13 protein-coding genes are annotated in these 13,888 nt (G+C 40.0%); 4 read left to right on the top strand and 9 right to left on the bottom strand.

Translation table 11 applies throughout. The features are described from left to right. Positions 1-99 precede the first annotated feature (99 nt). Entirely contained in the window at positions 100-1,251 is a 1,152-nt protein-coding gene (locus tag AC1XUO_RS21250; protein WP_483331785.1) for an MFS transporter, read from the bottom strand. Between the two features lie 67 nt (positions 1,252-1,318). On the opposite strand from AC1XUO_RS21250, the gene AC1XUO_RS21245 reads away from it, so the two are divergent. Continuing rightward, positions 1,319-2,068: a DeoR/GlpR family DNA-binding transcription regulator gene (locus tag AC1XUO_RS21245; RefSeq protein ID WP_483331784.1), complete on the top strand. Its 750-nt coding sequence runs from the start codon at positions 1,319-1,321 to the stop codon at positions 2,066-2,068. Positions 2,069-2,071: 3 nt separating this feature from the next. Here AC1XUO_RS21245 and AC1XUO_RS21240 read toward each other — a convergent pair whose 3' ends face one another. The 3 genes from AC1XUO_RS21240 to AC1XUO_RS21230 all read right to left on the bottom strand — a co-directional run bounded on the left by AC1XUO_RS21240 (position 2,072) and on the right by AC1XUO_RS21230 (position 6,252). Further along, entirely contained in the window at positions 2,072-3,025 is a 954-nt protein-coding gene (locus tag AC1XUO_RS21240; protein ID WP_483331783.1) for a bifunctional helix-turn-helix transcriptional regulator/GNAT family N-acetyltransferase, read from the bottom strand. Between the two features lie 96 nt (positions 3,026-3,121). Then, positions 3,122-3,574: a hypothetical protein gene (locus tag AC1XUO_RS21235; RefSeq protein ID WP_483331782.1), complete on the bottom strand. Its 453-nt coding sequence runs from the start codon at positions 3,572-3,574 to the stop codon at positions 3,122-3,124. A gap of 326 nt (positions 3,575-3,900) precedes the next feature. Next, on the bottom strand, positions 3,901-6,252 hold the full coding sequence (locus AC1XUO_RS21230; RefSeq protein WP_483331781.1) for a GH92 family glycosyl hydrolase: 2,352 nt from the start codon (positions 6,250-6,252) through the stop codon (positions 3,901-3,903). Positions 6,253-6,438: 186 nt separating this feature from the next. Between AC1XUO_RS21230 and AC1XUO_RS21225 the strand changes: the two genes are divergently transcribed. After that, positions 6,439-7,173 (top strand): DUF6597 domain-containing transcriptional factor, encoded by a 735-nt coding sequence (locus tag AC1XUO_RS21225; RefSeq protein ID WP_483331780.1) that lies wholly within the window; start codon positions 6,439-6,441, stop codon positions 7,171-7,173. Positions 7,174-7,264: 91 nt separating this feature from the next. Further along, complete coding sequence (locus AC1XUO_RS21220; RefSeq protein ID WP_483331779.1) at positions 7,265-7,660, top strand: VOC family protein; 396 nt, start codon at positions 7,265-7,267, stop codon at positions 7,658-7,660. Positions 7,661-7,810: 150 nt separating this feature from the next. Here AC1XUO_RS21220 and AC1XUO_RS21215 read toward each other — a convergent pair whose 3' ends face one another. Genes AC1XUO_RS21215 through AC1XUO_RS21195 form a run of 5 tightly spaced genes read right to left on the bottom strand, consistent with a single transcriptional unit; the run spans position 7,811 to position 11,446 of the window. Continuing rightward, positions 7,811-8,566 (bottom strand): LytR/AlgR family response regulator transcription factor, encoded by a 756-nt coding sequence (locus AC1XUO_RS21215; protein WP_483331778.1) that lies wholly within the window; start codon positions 8,564-8,566, stop codon positions 7,811-7,813. Beyond that, positions 8,563-9,549 (bottom strand): sensor histidine kinase, encoded by a 987-nt coding sequence (locus AC1XUO_RS21210; RefSeq protein ID WP_483331777.1) that lies wholly within the window; start codon positions 9,547-9,549, stop codon positions 8,563-8,565. Before AC1XUO_RS21210 ends, AC1XUO_RS21215 begins: the two co-directional genes overlap by 4 nt. Before the next feature lie 20 nt (positions 9,550-9,569). Then, the gene (locus AC1XUO_RS21205; protein ID WP_483331776.1) at positions 9,570-10,163 is read right to left on the bottom strand and encodes a hypothetical protein; all 594 of its coding nucleotides are present in this window, start codon (positions 10,161-10,163) and stop codon (positions 9,570-9,572) included. A gap of 58 nt (positions 10,164-10,221) precedes the next feature. Then, positions 10,222-11,184 carry a YHYH protein gene (locus AC1XUO_RS21200; protein ID WP_483331775.1) on the bottom strand — a complete coding sequence of 321 codons (963 nt, stop codon included), beginning with the start codon at positions 11,182-11,184 and terminating at the stop codon, positions 10,222-10,224. Then, complete coding sequence (locus AC1XUO_RS21195) at positions 11,129-11,446, bottom strand: peptidase associated/transthyretin-like domain-containing protein (protein WP_483331774.1); 318 nt, start codon at positions 11,444-11,446, stop codon at positions 11,129-11,131. The genes AC1XUO_RS21200 and AC1XUO_RS21195 overlap by 56 nt, the downstream gene beginning before the upstream one ends. A gap of 471 nt (positions 11,447-11,917) precedes the next feature. Here AC1XUO_RS21195 and AC1XUO_RS21190 point away from each other — a divergent pair, with 471 nt between their 5' ends. Beyond that, positions 11,918-13,186 carry a thioredoxin family protein gene (locus AC1XUO_RS21190; protein ID WP_483331773.1) on the top strand — a complete coding sequence of 423 codons (1,269 nt, stop codon included), beginning with the start codon at positions 11,918-11,920 and terminating at the stop codon, positions 13,184-13,186. Positions 13,187-13,888 lie beyond the last annotated feature (702 nt).

Below are 13,888 nucleotides of genomic sequence, written 5' to 3'. Positions count from 1 at the left end.
CAATAAGGTGGCATTTGGTATAGGATATGAAGAAAATGCTCTACAACATAGCGTTAATTTTGAATGCACGGAGTAGTCAAGGGCCTGCGTGCGAAAAAACTAATTCTTCTCTTTGTAAGTAAAAGCAACGATCAACAATAAGACACCTACAAAACCAAGCGCAATAGGTAGAGAAGAAGCTTCCGCAATAAATCCGATCATCGCAGGCCCGGCGAGCTGCCCCATATAACCAAGCGTTGTCACAGCAGGTAAGGAGACCGAGGCAGGAATATTAGGAATATTTCCGGCAGCTGTAAAAAATACAGGAACCACATTGGCCGCTCCCAAACCGACAAGTGCAAAACCGATCAGTGCGGCGCCTTGCCAGGGAACCATCACAGCGAGCATATATCCGGCAGCCGAAACCAGCGCACCAATTAACACAACCTTTGAAGAACCGATTTTATGGACAATCTTGTCACCCGTGAGACGCATTACCGCCATAGCAACGGAAAAAACAGCGTATCCCAACCCAGCCATAGAAGGCTCAAAATTTCTGTTGAACTGCAAAAAAACTGCGCTCCAATCTAACAACGCTCCTTCTGCGAGAAAGAATACAAAACACATCAAGCCCAGAGCTAAAACCGGGCCTCTCGGCAAACTGAACGTAAAGGAATCTACACTTTTTTCTTCTGATTTTGGGAAAAGGTTTTTGTATTGGCTTACTGCGATTAAGACGAGTAAAGCGGAAATACTTCCCGCAGCGATGGAAGGAGATAATCCCATTTTGATTAAAAAACCAAGTCCAATGGAACCGAGCAAACCGCCGAGACTAAACATTCCGTGGAAAGACGACATAATGTGTCGGCCATACCTGTCCTGAACGAGCACTGCATGCGAATTCATGGCAACGTCAATAGAGCCAATGGAAGCACCAAATACGAATAATGCAACCGCAAGTTGAGGAGCAGTAGAAGTTAACAAGAGCAGTGGAAGCGTAATGGCAATAACAATTGCCGCGACAAGCATCACTCGTCTGCTCCCAAATTTATTAATGAAAAAACCGGTAAAAGGCATGGTCAGGATAGCACCCGCACCGAGCGAAAGAAGTACGAGTCCGAGCGCGGCATCGTCCAAACCGAGATTTACCTTGGCAAATGGCACCATAGGAGCCCAGCTTGAAAGCCCGATTCCACACACTAAAAATATCAATAAACTTGCCCTTCTTGCGGCGCTGGTTTTTCCTGCGTCTGTGATCACAACGTTTTCCATTATAACGTAAGTAGTTTTTTGCAAAAATATGCAAATTTGCATATTTTTGCAAAAAACTTTCTTTAATATGGTCAGAGAAAAACGGTTTAATTATATTCTTGAAAAACTTCACGATAATAGCGAGGTTGCATTCAGCGAATTAAGCAGTGACTTGCACGTTTCCGAAGATACAATCCGACGCGATATCGATGCCCTGGCAAACAATGGACTTCTACTGAAAATCCGCGGCGGAGCAATTCCAAGATCGCATAATCCGCTTTCTTTTAAAGATCGGATCGGACAGCTGAGCGATGATAAAGAATTGATCGCTTTTAAAGCGCAAACTTTAATCAAATCCGGGCAAACCATTTTTCTGGACGGCGGAACTTCCGTGTACACGCTGGTGTCTCTGCTCTCGACCGATATCAAACTTACCGTGATCACCAACAATACAGCCATAATACCTGCACTTTCCGCTTATCCATCCGTGGATTTAATCGTTCTGGGCGGGAAATACTTAAAACAATCAGAAACCATTGTCGGTTACCAAGCAATCAAAATGGTCGAAAATTTCCAGGCGGATCTTTATTTTATGGGCGTTTGCGCATTGGATATGGTTAAAGGCGTCACGTCCAGCTATATGGAAGAGGCAGAATTGAAACAGGCCATGCTGCGGAAATCCGCTGTATCCATCGCGCTCAGTACCTTCGACAAACTGGAAACGTTTGAGTCATACCGCGTGTGTCCGATCCAGTCGCTGGATTATGTGATCACGGAAACGGATGCCCAAAATGTAAGATTAAGACCATTTAAGGAGGTTGGGATCAAGGTTTTGTAATATCTATTTTATGATCAATTCCATCTGGATATTTGCACGTTCGTACGGCGTCGGGCGACCTGCAACTTTTTGAAAACCAAGTTTGTGATACAAATTGATCGCAGGTTTCAGTATCGTATTACTTTCCAGATAAATTTTCTTCGCACCTAATTCTTCTGCTTTTTTAATCATCGCCTGTGCCAGTAGCCAGCCAACATTTTTCCCTTGTGCCTTTGGAGAAACAGCCATTTTTGCCAGTTCAAATTCATATTCAGGATCATCCATTTTGATCAATGCACAAACGCCGACAGGTTCACCGTTGTAAAGCGCAACCAGAATATGTCCTCCTTTACTTAAAATATACCCATCCGGATTATCCAATGACTTGTAATCATTTTCTTCCATTTTAAAGTAGGTGGAAATCCATTCCACGTTCAGTGCTCTGAATGTTTTTTGATATTCCGGTACATAATCTACGATTTCCACCTTGGCGCTTTCACGTAATTTTTTCTGTTCCTGTACGCGACGAAGTAACGTTTTTTGTTCCAAAAGAAACTCCCACTCACCTATCGCTTTCCATAGATCATGGCTTGCCTGCGAAGAAACATCATCAATTCCACTGGCAACGTCAAGATATAAATCCTCAATTTTTTCAGTTACTTTCATTCCCTTTTCAGACAACGATACTACATTTCTGCGCCCGTCAGTATCATCACGCTTTTCAATAACGAATCCCGATTTTGACATTTCATTGATAATTTTGCTAACAGAAGGATGCGAATGACCAATTTCCCGGGCAATAGCCGTGATCGTTTTTTCTTCGCCTTTGGAGAGCGCATAAAAAACCGGAAACCATTTTGGCTGCATTTCCACATCATAAAGACGGTAAATCTGCGCTGAATCTTCTGTAATTTTTTCGGTCAATCTCCGAAGACGGCTACCCAGTGCAACTTTGCCAATTTGTTCAAAAAATTCCATTGTGTATACATTTACGTAACTGATTACACAAATATATACACGATGTTGTATATTTTCAAATTGCAGGTTAGAATTTAAAACAACTTAAGTCTGAATCTATTTTCTTAGATAACTAACCGTGTAATTGGCAGGAATTTTGGGTACAACAACCAGATTACTTCTTCCATCAAAGGGTGAGGATTTTTTGCAGAAACGCTCTGTTACGCTGTAAGTTACTTTTTTCTTGAAATCATCTGTTTCAACTTCAAGCAGATAGGTGCTATTTCGGCCATCGTTAATGGTTGTTAAACCCAGAATATCGAATTTGGTAAAATCTATTTCTTCAAGCGTATCACCACAACAATACGAAAATAGCCGTTGGTATTCGCTTTGGGTGGAAATTTTGATGCCATTGCGCCCCATATCCCCATCACTCTTGAGATAGGCAATGTATTGTTCGTCCAAAATTTTGGTTACTCCAATCATTTCATCTGAATCATGTTCATTGCAAAACGGTTCCCTGAAACACGAACATAGTGTTATCAGTGTCAGTAAAGTTAAGTTTTTCATTATGTCTGGCTAATATTTTTTTTCTAGTGGAATTTTCGACTTTGATGTAATATCAGAATATATAATTAGATTTTGAATTGAATTCTTCATCCATTTGGGTGATCCAGTCAAACCGAGTTTTATGGCCTCGTTAATTGTCAATTCAGCAAGGTACCGTCGGAGTCATTGCACTCAGAGAAGCGTCAGCGTGGTCTCAATAGGACAAATAGGCTTTTAAAACGGGGCAAATCCAGGAAAATTAAAATACTAAAATTAACGCAGCGAAAAAGCTAAAACATCAGTTCCAGCCATCTTCTCCCCTTATTAATTATCAAATATTTAAAATATTATTGTACCGAAGGAGGTGGGACTCGCACACCCCAGGATTTATTTGGCTGGCTTCCCATTTTAAAACGCAGCGTTCCCCCTGTCATTAGCTCATCACGGTATAGCCAGCAATTATCCAGTTTTTTTCCGTTATACTCTGCTGACTGTATATAAATGTTTTCTGTGGAACTGTTCACCGCCTCAATCTTCAACTCTTTGTTATTTCCCAAACGAATCAGAGATTCTGAAAATAACGGACTTCCGAATTCAATAATCGGCCTTGCATCCGTAAATCCTTTGACGTCAAACAGACCTAACGATGCAAGCACATACCAGGAACCCAACTGCCCCTGGTCTTCATCCTGACCGTATCCATAGCCATGAATTGGTTCGGTTCCATAAAATTCATTACAAATCGCACGCGTCCATTTCTGAGTTAGCCACGGTTTTCCTGAAAAATTGAATAACCAGCTTATGTGCAGACAGGGTTGATTTCCATGGTTATAGATTGATTTTATTCCTGCAAAAGAGTCGATCACTTTTCCTCCGCCAAACCCGGTCAGTTCAGATGCGGTAAAAATACTGTCGAGCCTGTTATTAAAAGTTTCCTTGCCAATTGCGTTGATCAGACCGGCTGGATTTTGAGGAACATAAAAAGTATATTGTATGGCATTTCCTTCCTGGAAACCACGCCAGGGCTGGTAAGGATCAAATTTATCAATGAATAACCCGTCTATTCCTTTCGGTTGTATCAGTTTATTTACTGGATTAAAAATACCTTTCCAACCATTTGAATACTTTATTAAACGCTCGTAATCCTTCTTATTACCCATGGCTTTTGCCATTTGAGCGGCCGCAAAAGCACTGAAACTATACTCCAGCGTATGAGAAGCTGAATATTGAGAACCCGTTGAATCCGTTTTTTCTGTGCTCAGAAAGGGCACAAATCCACGTTCAGTAAATACTTTAGTATCCAGTTTTCCCGAACCTTCCACTCTGTTTTCCCAATTAAGTTCATTGGATTTCACCGCCTCGTATGCCAATTTAACGTCATAATTCCTGATGCCCGAATTATATGCGCCAACAATGGCCAGGCCGACAAAATTAGTCCCTACACCAGAAACATATTCACTATTTGCGATACCGTCGCCAAGCCAACCTTTATCTTTGAACAATTGCAATTGAGTACTGACATAGTTCCCGTACCACTCCGGATAAAACAGTGACCAAAGCTGGGTGATATTCCAAAAGGCTCCCCAGATAGCATCCGTATTCATAAATTCAGGGCGCCTATTTTTTTCGAAACCAGTAAGTTTACCTGAAAAACCTGCATGTTTAGGATAAGAACCATTGACATCACTTGCTATCCCCCGACCAAGCAGCGCGTGAAATAATCCTGTGTAAAATTTGGTCTTGTTTTTCTCGTTATCATCTTTTATCCGGATCTTCCCCAGCTCAGTCCTCCAGATATTCTGGGCATTCATTTTTGCGTTGTCAAAAGTGAGCGCGGCTGCTTCGGTCATAAGATTTTCTTTCGCATTTGCGATCGAAGTATAAGACAGCCCGACTTTAATATTTATTTGTTCCAGGTTTTTGGTTTCATAATTTAAGACAAGCCCCGCACCTTTTCCCTGCGCCGATGAAGTATTATTCTTAATTTCCGATCCGGTAAAAGCAGTAATATTCTCAGGTTTTTTGCTTAGTTCTCCGAAAAAGTACATCGAAATTTTACCCTGAGGATCATATTGCTGAACATATTTTGGGTATGTTACCACATAACCTTCGAAATGTTTTTCATCAATCATTCTTATGTTGGCATCAACGACTTCGCCGCTTTCACCCTGCTTATTGCCGATATCCAAAACAATATGTGATTCTTTATTTTCCGGAAAGGTGTATCGGTGAAAACCTACTCGCCTTGTTGCAGTCAGCTCGGCCGTGATACGGTAGTCATCCAGTAAAACTTTGTAATATCCAGGTTCTGCTATTTGATTTATACGATTAAACTTTGATCGGTAACCAGTAGAGTCTCCTTCAAGATCGCCAGGCTGGATTTTAGTTTTCCCTGTGGTAGGCATAAAACTCACACCGCCGATTTGCCATTCATGAAAATTAACAAAACCTTCAATGGATTGATGCCGGGTGTCGTATCCTACCGCTTCCCATCCCGATGGGTTTCCGTGATGGCCATTGGTAGAGGGTGCGAGTTTTGCCATTCCATAAGGTAATGCGGCCGGTGTGTAAAAAAACCAGCGACTATGGGCCGTACCAATTTCCGGTTTGACAAATCGGAGCACATCTTGCCCCGCTGCCAGGATACTTACCGCTGAGAGAATAAAAAGTAAGCCGAAACTTCTGTATCTGATTTTCATGGAAAACTATACATTGTTAAAATGCCAATTTATAAAAGTCAGCTTCAATTCCAATAAAAAGGTTTGTAGGTGTTTTGAGATAAATGATTTCTTACATTTTCTATCCGGACAATGTATCCAAGTTTCATTCTGTGACCAAAAAAACTTAATTTGAACATTTATGAAGACAGGACTTTTTTCATCCCTATGAGTTATATCCATTTTAAACCGCACCCTAAGCTCTCACCATACATCGATGCCTATTGGAAAGTAACGGGTGCTAACGAGGAGCTGAAAACTGGAAAGATTTTACCGGATGGCTGTGTAGATATTATTTTGAATGTAGGTGATGACTTTCTTAGCACGGATGGAAAGTTTTGCATGAAAAATGAAACAGCGTACCTGGTTGGGACTATGACGAAGTTTAAGGACTCAATCCTTCGACCTGGTACGAGCCTGATTGGCATCCGTTTTAAGCCAGCAGGTTTTTCATTTTTTTATAAATATGCCTCGCTTCACGAAATTACGGATCAGACTATTGAATTTGAAAAGAAACTGGCACCAGAAATTGGAAACCATCTTGACGATCACGTCCATTACCTGGATCGTTTCTTTTTAAATAAATTGTCCGATCCAAACCCTGCATTGCTGAAAATAATTGCGAGTATTGAGAAAAAAAACGGCCGGGAATCTGTCACAGCAATTGCACAAAAACACTGCGTTACTCCACGTCAGCTCGAACGAGTATTCAAGCAATTTATCGGCATCAGCCCAAAGCAATTCTCTGGTATCGTTCGTTTCCGGCACGCCCTCTCCTTAATAAAATACAAATCCAAAGATCGTAACCTGCTGGATATTGCTCTTGATTGCGGATACTTCGACCACGCACATCTGGGCAACGAATTCAAGAAATACGCAGGAAACACGCCCTCGGAGATTTAATTTTGTCGGATTTTTCCAAACATCAGAATACAACAAGGTCTTACATTTGTGAAACAGTTTATCATTTCACACCTTACAAAACTCCCTCATTATGATTAAATTTGCATATACCATTTTGTACGTCACAGATGTGACAGCATCGATTACATTTTACGAGAAAGCTTTCGGTTTTCAGCGAAAGTTTATTTCCCCGGAACAAGACTATGCTGAGCTGGTTACGGGTGAAACCACCCTATCCTTTGCATCCAAGTTTTTGGCAAATTCCAATTTATCCAATGGATTTATTGAAAGTAATTTATCTTCCAAACCCTTTGGGATTGAGATAGGATTTGCCGTTGATGATGTAGAGAAAACTTTAAACAACTCCCTTAACGCCGGAGCACTTTTAGTAGAAAAACCAAAAACAAAGCCCTGGGGACAAACAGTAGCTTACGTGAAAGATATTGATGGATTTTTGATCGAAATTTGTACGTCGATGGATGGGTAATTGTAGAATTTGCTGAAAAGATAATTTCAATTCGCAATCGTAATTATCTTTTCACAAAAAAACACCTGCAAAACTAATTGTTAAGTGCTTGATTTTTAAGCAAGAAACCATTCGCACCACCAGTAAGTCCATTTCTGGCTTACAATTTTTCTAACTATCCAACCAAGCCTTAAAATCACTTACTCGTTCCCTGCTTACAACATTGGAATCGCCTTGCTGTAATTTAGTGGCAATAGAAAAGCGTCCATTAAAATAGCTATTCACTTTTTGAATGGATTTTATATGCAGTATTGTTTTTCGATTGATACGAAAAAAATCTTTGGGTTGCAGTATTTTTTCAAGTTCGTCGAGTGTGTAATCAACGGCATAGCGGCTGCCCTTGTTGGTTACCAAAAACGATAAACTTTCCCGGGTTTCAAAATGATGAATCTCTTCGGTTGAAATAGTGTCGATGCCTTGTCCAGTTTTGACTAAAAACCGATTTTTGTATTGATTATTGAGTTGCCTATAAGCCGATGTGATATTTTCAATGAGTTGTTTGTTGGCCGTCAGTTGTTGCTTTTTGAATTTTTCAATGGCAAATTTCAATTCTGCCAAAGCAATGGGTTTCAATAGATAATCAATACTGTTTTGTTTGAAGGCTTGAATGGCGTAATTATCGAAAGCGGTAGTGAAAATAATGGGGATATCCGTTTGAATTTTTTTGAAAATATCAAAACTATTGCCGTCAGCCAGGTGAATGTCCAGGAAAATCAAGTCGGCTTGTAAACCATCCTCAACGGCGTCAATGGTCGCTTTTACGGTATCGGTATATTTTATAACTGCAATGCCCGAATCAATTTTTTTCAAAAGTAAAGTCAAATGTTCCGCTGACAATTTTTCATCTTCTACAATTACAACATTCATTTTCTTGAAATTAAAGGCAGAACCACGATAAATAATTCCTCATTTTGGATGATTTCTATTTTTTCATCGGTAAAAAACGAATAACGTACCTGTATATTCATTAAGCCTGTTTGTGAACTTTTGACCTTATCGCTTCGTAGCTGAATCGGATTGGTTATATACAAACGATTGCCGTCGGTAAAAATATTCACTTCCAAAGGTTTTGCCTGCGAGGTTTCATTGTGTTGAAAAGTGTTTTCTACCAACATTTGCAAACACATGGGTGGTAAATATAAGTTTTCAGTCTCCTTAGTAATCCTGATAATGAATGAAATATTCGTATCAAAACGTATTTTTAGTAAGTAAATATAATGTTCTAAAAACGCAAATTCTTCTTGTAAACTCACTAATTCGGCATTTTTATTATCTAAAACATATCGATAGACTTTTGAAAGTTCATTGATAAAATTTACGGCTTTATCCTGATTTTGATAAACCAACGAACTTAAAACGCTAAGATTATTAAATAAGAAATGGGGATTAAGCTGATTTTTGAGGTTTTGTAATTGAGCATTGACACTTTCGGTTTTGTATTTTTCTACTTCTATCAAACTTTGCCGCCAAGCTTTGAAAAACTGTTTTGAAATATACAAAATCAAACCCAAAAACGTGATCGTTATGGCTGGAACAAACATCTGACGAATAGCCCTGTTGAATAATCTTACATCACCAAACTTTATAAAGTGTAGGAAATTCATCGACACGAATAGCGTTATGGCACTAAAAATAAGACTCAGCACAAATTGAACAAGTATTCTTTGCTCTGGTTGCGCCAACCAGCTGTACCGTTTTTCTAATCGTCCATCAATATAAATATTTCCTTCCCAAAGGAATAAAACGATGAAAGGGATGATAATTAAATCAAGTTCAAAAAAATCTGATAGTCGAAAAAATAGCATTTTGAAGAGTGAGGCCACCAAAATTGCAATTCCGGTTTTATACAAAAAGTTAAATTTCAACATCGTTAACTTTTCTGTGAAAATAGATACTTAAATGAAGCCGAAGACCCAAATGGTCCAACGCCCTTAGCGATTACCAATAACACAGCAACTACAAATATCGATAGAAAAATAAAAGAGGGACTTCTGAAAAATCTGCCTGGTGTTTGCTCAATTGTCCAACTCCCGTTTTCTACGTGAAGTTTTGCTTCGTGCCTAACGGCCTTTCCTAAAACTACCTGTTTTTGTGGCAAACCATTGAAAGTCAGAATTACTTCACATACGTTATTTGGCATATCCTTGAAGATGGCATTTTTAATTTCAAGCGACTTAATTATTTTCGGTCGGTTTGATAATTCAGCAACAACGGTGGTTTCGTGTCCCAAGATAACCTTCGGATCTTCAAATTTTATACTTTCTCCATTGATAGTTACGGAACAATGTTTTCGAAAGTGTTTTATTACCAATAGCTGAAACTCCTCCGGCGTCTTATAGGAATCTTTGCCGTAGAGATAGATAATTTCTTCCTCAAATGCAGTCAAAGAGCTTTTTATGAGCAAAACAGATTTCCCGTTTTGCTCATAAATCATCAGACTTGATAAATCGGGTTGATGTGCCATTGCTGCCCGAAAGCAAAACAGCAAAAAAATAACCGATAGACTACCAGATATTTTTTTCCTATTTAACATAAGCACCTGCCAAACTATTGATAAAACTGTTTGTACCTGCTTTGGCTACATGGTAATGATAACCTCTTGTCGCATCATAATGCCCACGGCTTGCGTCCAAATCAGTATCTTCTTTGCCCGCCACACTTAGATTTTCATAAATTGCATAACCATCAAGAGCGTAGCCAATCATGGCAGCATGACCATCCGTCTGATCAATTTTTGTCGTTTTTCCTGTGGCCGCATGGTAGTGATAACCTGCACCAATGTTGATGTGTCCGCCTGCATCGTCAAAAGGAGCTAAGGTATATGCACCTAAAATAGCACTTACTGGTGCGGGAGCATCAAAAACAACCCCATTAAAGGCAATTCCTCTGATCGACGGGCCTGCCGCCATCGGCCCTGCACCAAAGCTAACCGGCGAAGTCAGTTTTACAGGCGTAACAGGAATATAAATAGTTTTTGTAAGTGAAGATACATACGAAGGCAGACACTCAACACAATAATTTTTGTATTCTGCACCCACATTTGGGTTGGCAGCCGCCTGGCAGTCCGCTTGTGTCAGGGTTTTAGTAATTGCCCCCGTAGACGTATTATACATTTGCCAAGACGTATTTTTGTAAAATGTGGCTAGATTTTTGATAAAAGCCCCATCTACGTCATAAACATTGCCACCTTCCAGCCAAATACCACCTTTTGTGGCGTCGTCTGTAACATTAGACGGACACCAGGGCCCCATTGTATGGTCGGGCGGAGTGCTTTTGGTCACAATTTTATAGCAATCCACCGTTTCTCCTGTGGAAAGGGTTTTGGAAACAATACTGACCGGTTCGGCAAGACCGGCGGATAGAAATTTGGTGCCATCTACTTTTATTACTGTGTCAGCGTTTTCTGGAGCTGCTGTGTCGCTATCATTATTACATGCAAATAACAGGGATGCAACGACTACGAAGACAAGCGGTTTGTGAATCATGATTTTGGTTTTTAGGTGTGTAGCGATTTACTTCTTCCATTGAAAAACTTCTGGCACTGATATTGGCAAGGTGATTCAAAGCATTTGCTTTATTAGAAGCTTTTACAACAACTTCATTGAGCATTCTTAAATCTTCTTTCATTAAAATATCCAAAATTACAGCTTTACGAGAAGTAACTACGATATTATAAAAGGTAACATCTTTATAACCAATAAAATAGATCTTGATTTCGTAACGATATCGGAAAACACGATATTCCATTCGAAATACAACTTAGTTTTGTTGTAAAGCTAATTGTTGCGGAGATGGTTAGAAAATGCAATACCGTTGAATTGTTGAATTTTCACGTTAAGTTGAGCATAAAGATTGTTAAATATATTTCGACTTAAACAAATTTATAGTTCAGCTGAGCGTTGGTACCGGGCACAGCTACCTATGTAGGTTTTGCTCACAGCGATGCTAATTGAACAACCATTTCTACGTTTCTTTCCCAAACTTTATAATGGATGGCATTTACCGCATCATTTTTAAGAAGAAAAAACGCTAAAAAAGTTTGAACAACTTCATCATCAAGGTTCTGTCGCCTCTAAAACAGAGGCTATGAAACTACTACTTTTTTAATTAAAAACCGACGTTTTCGACCAAGTCAGAATCAGGCCTATTTATTTCAATTAATACAAAATTGCTTATTTTTGCCGGCGGTTTAACAGTCACGCTACACACATTAATTTCATGCTATTTCCAAAACGAACCCTGGTTTTTTATTTTATTTTTATTTCTGCATGTTTTAAATCTGCAATTCTTCTCGCACAACCACGAAAAATTTCAGAACAAGGTATCAATTTCGTATCAGGAGATTTCAATACCGTTTTGGCAAAAGCCAAAGCGTCAGAAAAGCCAATTTTTGTTGAAGTCTATTTGAATGGCTGTCCACACTGCGAGGCTCTTGCTCCCGTGTTAACTGAAAAGAGTGTTGGCGATTTCTTCAATGCCAATTTTATAAGCTGGAAAACTGAGGCCAACTCCAAAGAGTCAGCCGCTATTCAAAAAAGCAAGGGTATTACCTATCCGGAATTCCCAATCATGTTTTTCTTTGATCTTAAAGGCGATCTTATTCATATTGCAACACCGGCAGAACGAAAAACACGTTCGGAATTTATCGAAGAAGTGTTGTCAGCAGGACGTGCAGCGCTTGATCCCATGCAGCGCACAGGCAGTTATGCAACCCGGTTCAAAAGTGGAGACCGTGATCTTATGTTTCTGATAAATTATGGGAAATATTGTAAAACGATTAAAGATCAGACAACACTTTCAGAAATCAACGACACGCTGGGTAAACTCCTGACCAGCCCACAGGATATTACCAGCCAGGCCGGATTTTATATTTTGCAGCGTCTAATTAACGATGTTGACAACCCGCTGTCGGCTTATTTCTTCACCCATCTGGATGTGTTTAAGTCGAAATATCCTGCAAAGGATGTGAAGGAAGCTGGTGAAGCCATCCTTTTTCATTCTTTGTATGGTCCCAAAGGTGATGCATATCCGGCCGCCAGGATCATGGATATGCGAAAAAATATGGTTAAGCTCGGCGTGACAGAAACAGAAGCATCTGCCCGTTTGCTGCTCAAAGAACTGGACGCTTACCTCCGAGAGAAAAATACCAAAGCGGCCGTACTAAGATTTAATGAATATCGGAAACAGGCAACGTCGCTGGGGCTTGCTGATTATGCTTACCTGATGAAATATTTCAACGAGAAAGCCACTGACATTTCTTATTTATCAGAGGTTCCAATTTGGGCTAACGAAGGTTTACGTCTGGCCAAACCAACGGAAGTCAATAGCAAAGTCATGGCAGGCCTCTATTATGAACTGGCGGAAGCATACTGGAAAATGGACAAAAGGCCAGAAGCGATAAAAAATGCCGTTAAAGCACTGGAAACAGCCAAAACTGCCAAGGATGATTTGACGAGGTTTCAGGAGCAGATTGGCAGGATGAAGTAGAAAAAATTAAACAAAAAACTTAACGATCTTCACAGTTAAACATAGGCTCCATTTCCCTGTCTTCACCCGATGAATATATTTGAAGCTGAAGTAATTTTATAACGCCTGATTTCGTGTCAGCTTCGGAATCGGAGGAAATATCAATAACCACCAATTCTCAGAAGTTAATTTTAACTGCCTCCTGGTCATCGCGAAAAGACAAAAAACTGAGCAATAAAATGACGCATAAGCTTTTTGTTCATTGTTAAAATTATTTGACATTTAATTCAATACCATCAAATTGCTTTAATCCATTTAAAGCACTTAACTCAGACTTGCGAGAACAATTGGACCTAGGTTCATGTTGAAAGCTTTCGCACTGGTGTATACGTCACCAGCGCCTGGATGACAGACGCTGATTGGGCTGAGAGACAATGAATGTCGGGGGCGCCTAGCCTGGACGGTGACCGGGTAGTTTTGGCGGGAGGCCGCCCCGTCGGTCGACTGGGCACGCACATCCCTGAAAAACACCAGGACTGTCAACAATAACAACAGGGCGTGAACGAAACGGTATGGCATCAGAATCTGTAATGTACTAATCTGTGACATATAGGATAACGCTTTGTCACAATGACTGCTGTCATAAAATCATCACCATGCCACAACCCTACCGAAGCTATCATTCTCAGTTCAAAATTCAGTATGGAAATGGAAGTTTGCCAG

It is taken from the genome of Dyadobacter sp. HNCC25DJ186 (assembly GCF_056895235.1).
This window is presented reverse-complemented; position numbering and strand designations above follow the sequence as displayed.

Excerpts from the sequence above, each read along its gene's own strand:
- AC1XUO_RS21245 (WP_483331784.1), top strand. The coding sequence starts at position 1,319 with ATGGTCAGAGAAAAACGGTTTAATTATATTCTTGAAAAACTTCACGAT.
- AC1XUO_RS21220 (WP_483331779.1), top strand. The coding sequence starts at position 7,265 with ATGATTAAATTTGCATATACCATTTTGTACGTCACAGATGTGACAGCA.
- AC1XUO_RS21195 (WP_483331774.1), bottom strand. The coding sequence starts at position 11,446 with ATGGAATATCGTGTTTTCCGATATCGTTACGAAATCAAGATCTATTTT.
- AC1XUO_RS21230 (WP_483331781.1), bottom strand. The coding sequence starts at position 6,252 with ATGAAAATCAGATACAGAAGTTTCGGCTTACTTTTTATTCTCTCAGCG.
- AC1XUO_RS21250 (WP_483331785.1), bottom strand. The coding sequence starts at position 1,251 with ATGGAAAACGTTGTGATCACAGACGCAGGAAAAACCAGCGCCGCAAGA.
- AC1XUO_RS21235 (WP_483331782.1), bottom strand. The coding sequence starts at position 3,574 with ATGAAAAACTTAACTTTACTGACACTGATAACACTATGTTCGTGTTTC.
- AC1XUO_RS21205 (WP_483331776.1), bottom strand. The coding sequence starts at position 10,163 with ATGGCACATCAACCCGATTTATCAAGTCTGATGATTTATGAGCAAAAC.
- AC1XUO_RS21190 (WP_483331773.1), top strand. The coding sequence starts at position 11,918 with ATGCTATTTCCAAAACGAACCCTGGTTTTTTATTTTATTTTTATTTCT.
- AC1XUO_RS21225 (WP_483331780.1), top strand. The coding sequence starts at position 6,439 with ATGAGTTATATCCATTTTAAACCGCACCCTAAGCTCTCACCATACATC.
- AC1XUO_RS21215 (WP_483331778.1), bottom strand. The coding sequence starts at position 8,566 with ATGAATGTTGTAATTGTAGAAGATGAAAAATTGTCAGCGGAACATTTG.
- AC1XUO_RS21240 (WP_483331783.1), bottom strand. The coding sequence starts at position 3,025 with ATGGAATTTTTTGAACAAATTGGCAAAGTTGCACTGGGTAGCCGTCTT.
- AC1XUO_RS21200 (WP_483331775.1), bottom strand. The coding sequence starts at position 11,184 with ATGATTCACAAACCGCTTGTCTTCGTAGTCGTTGCATCCCTGTTATTT.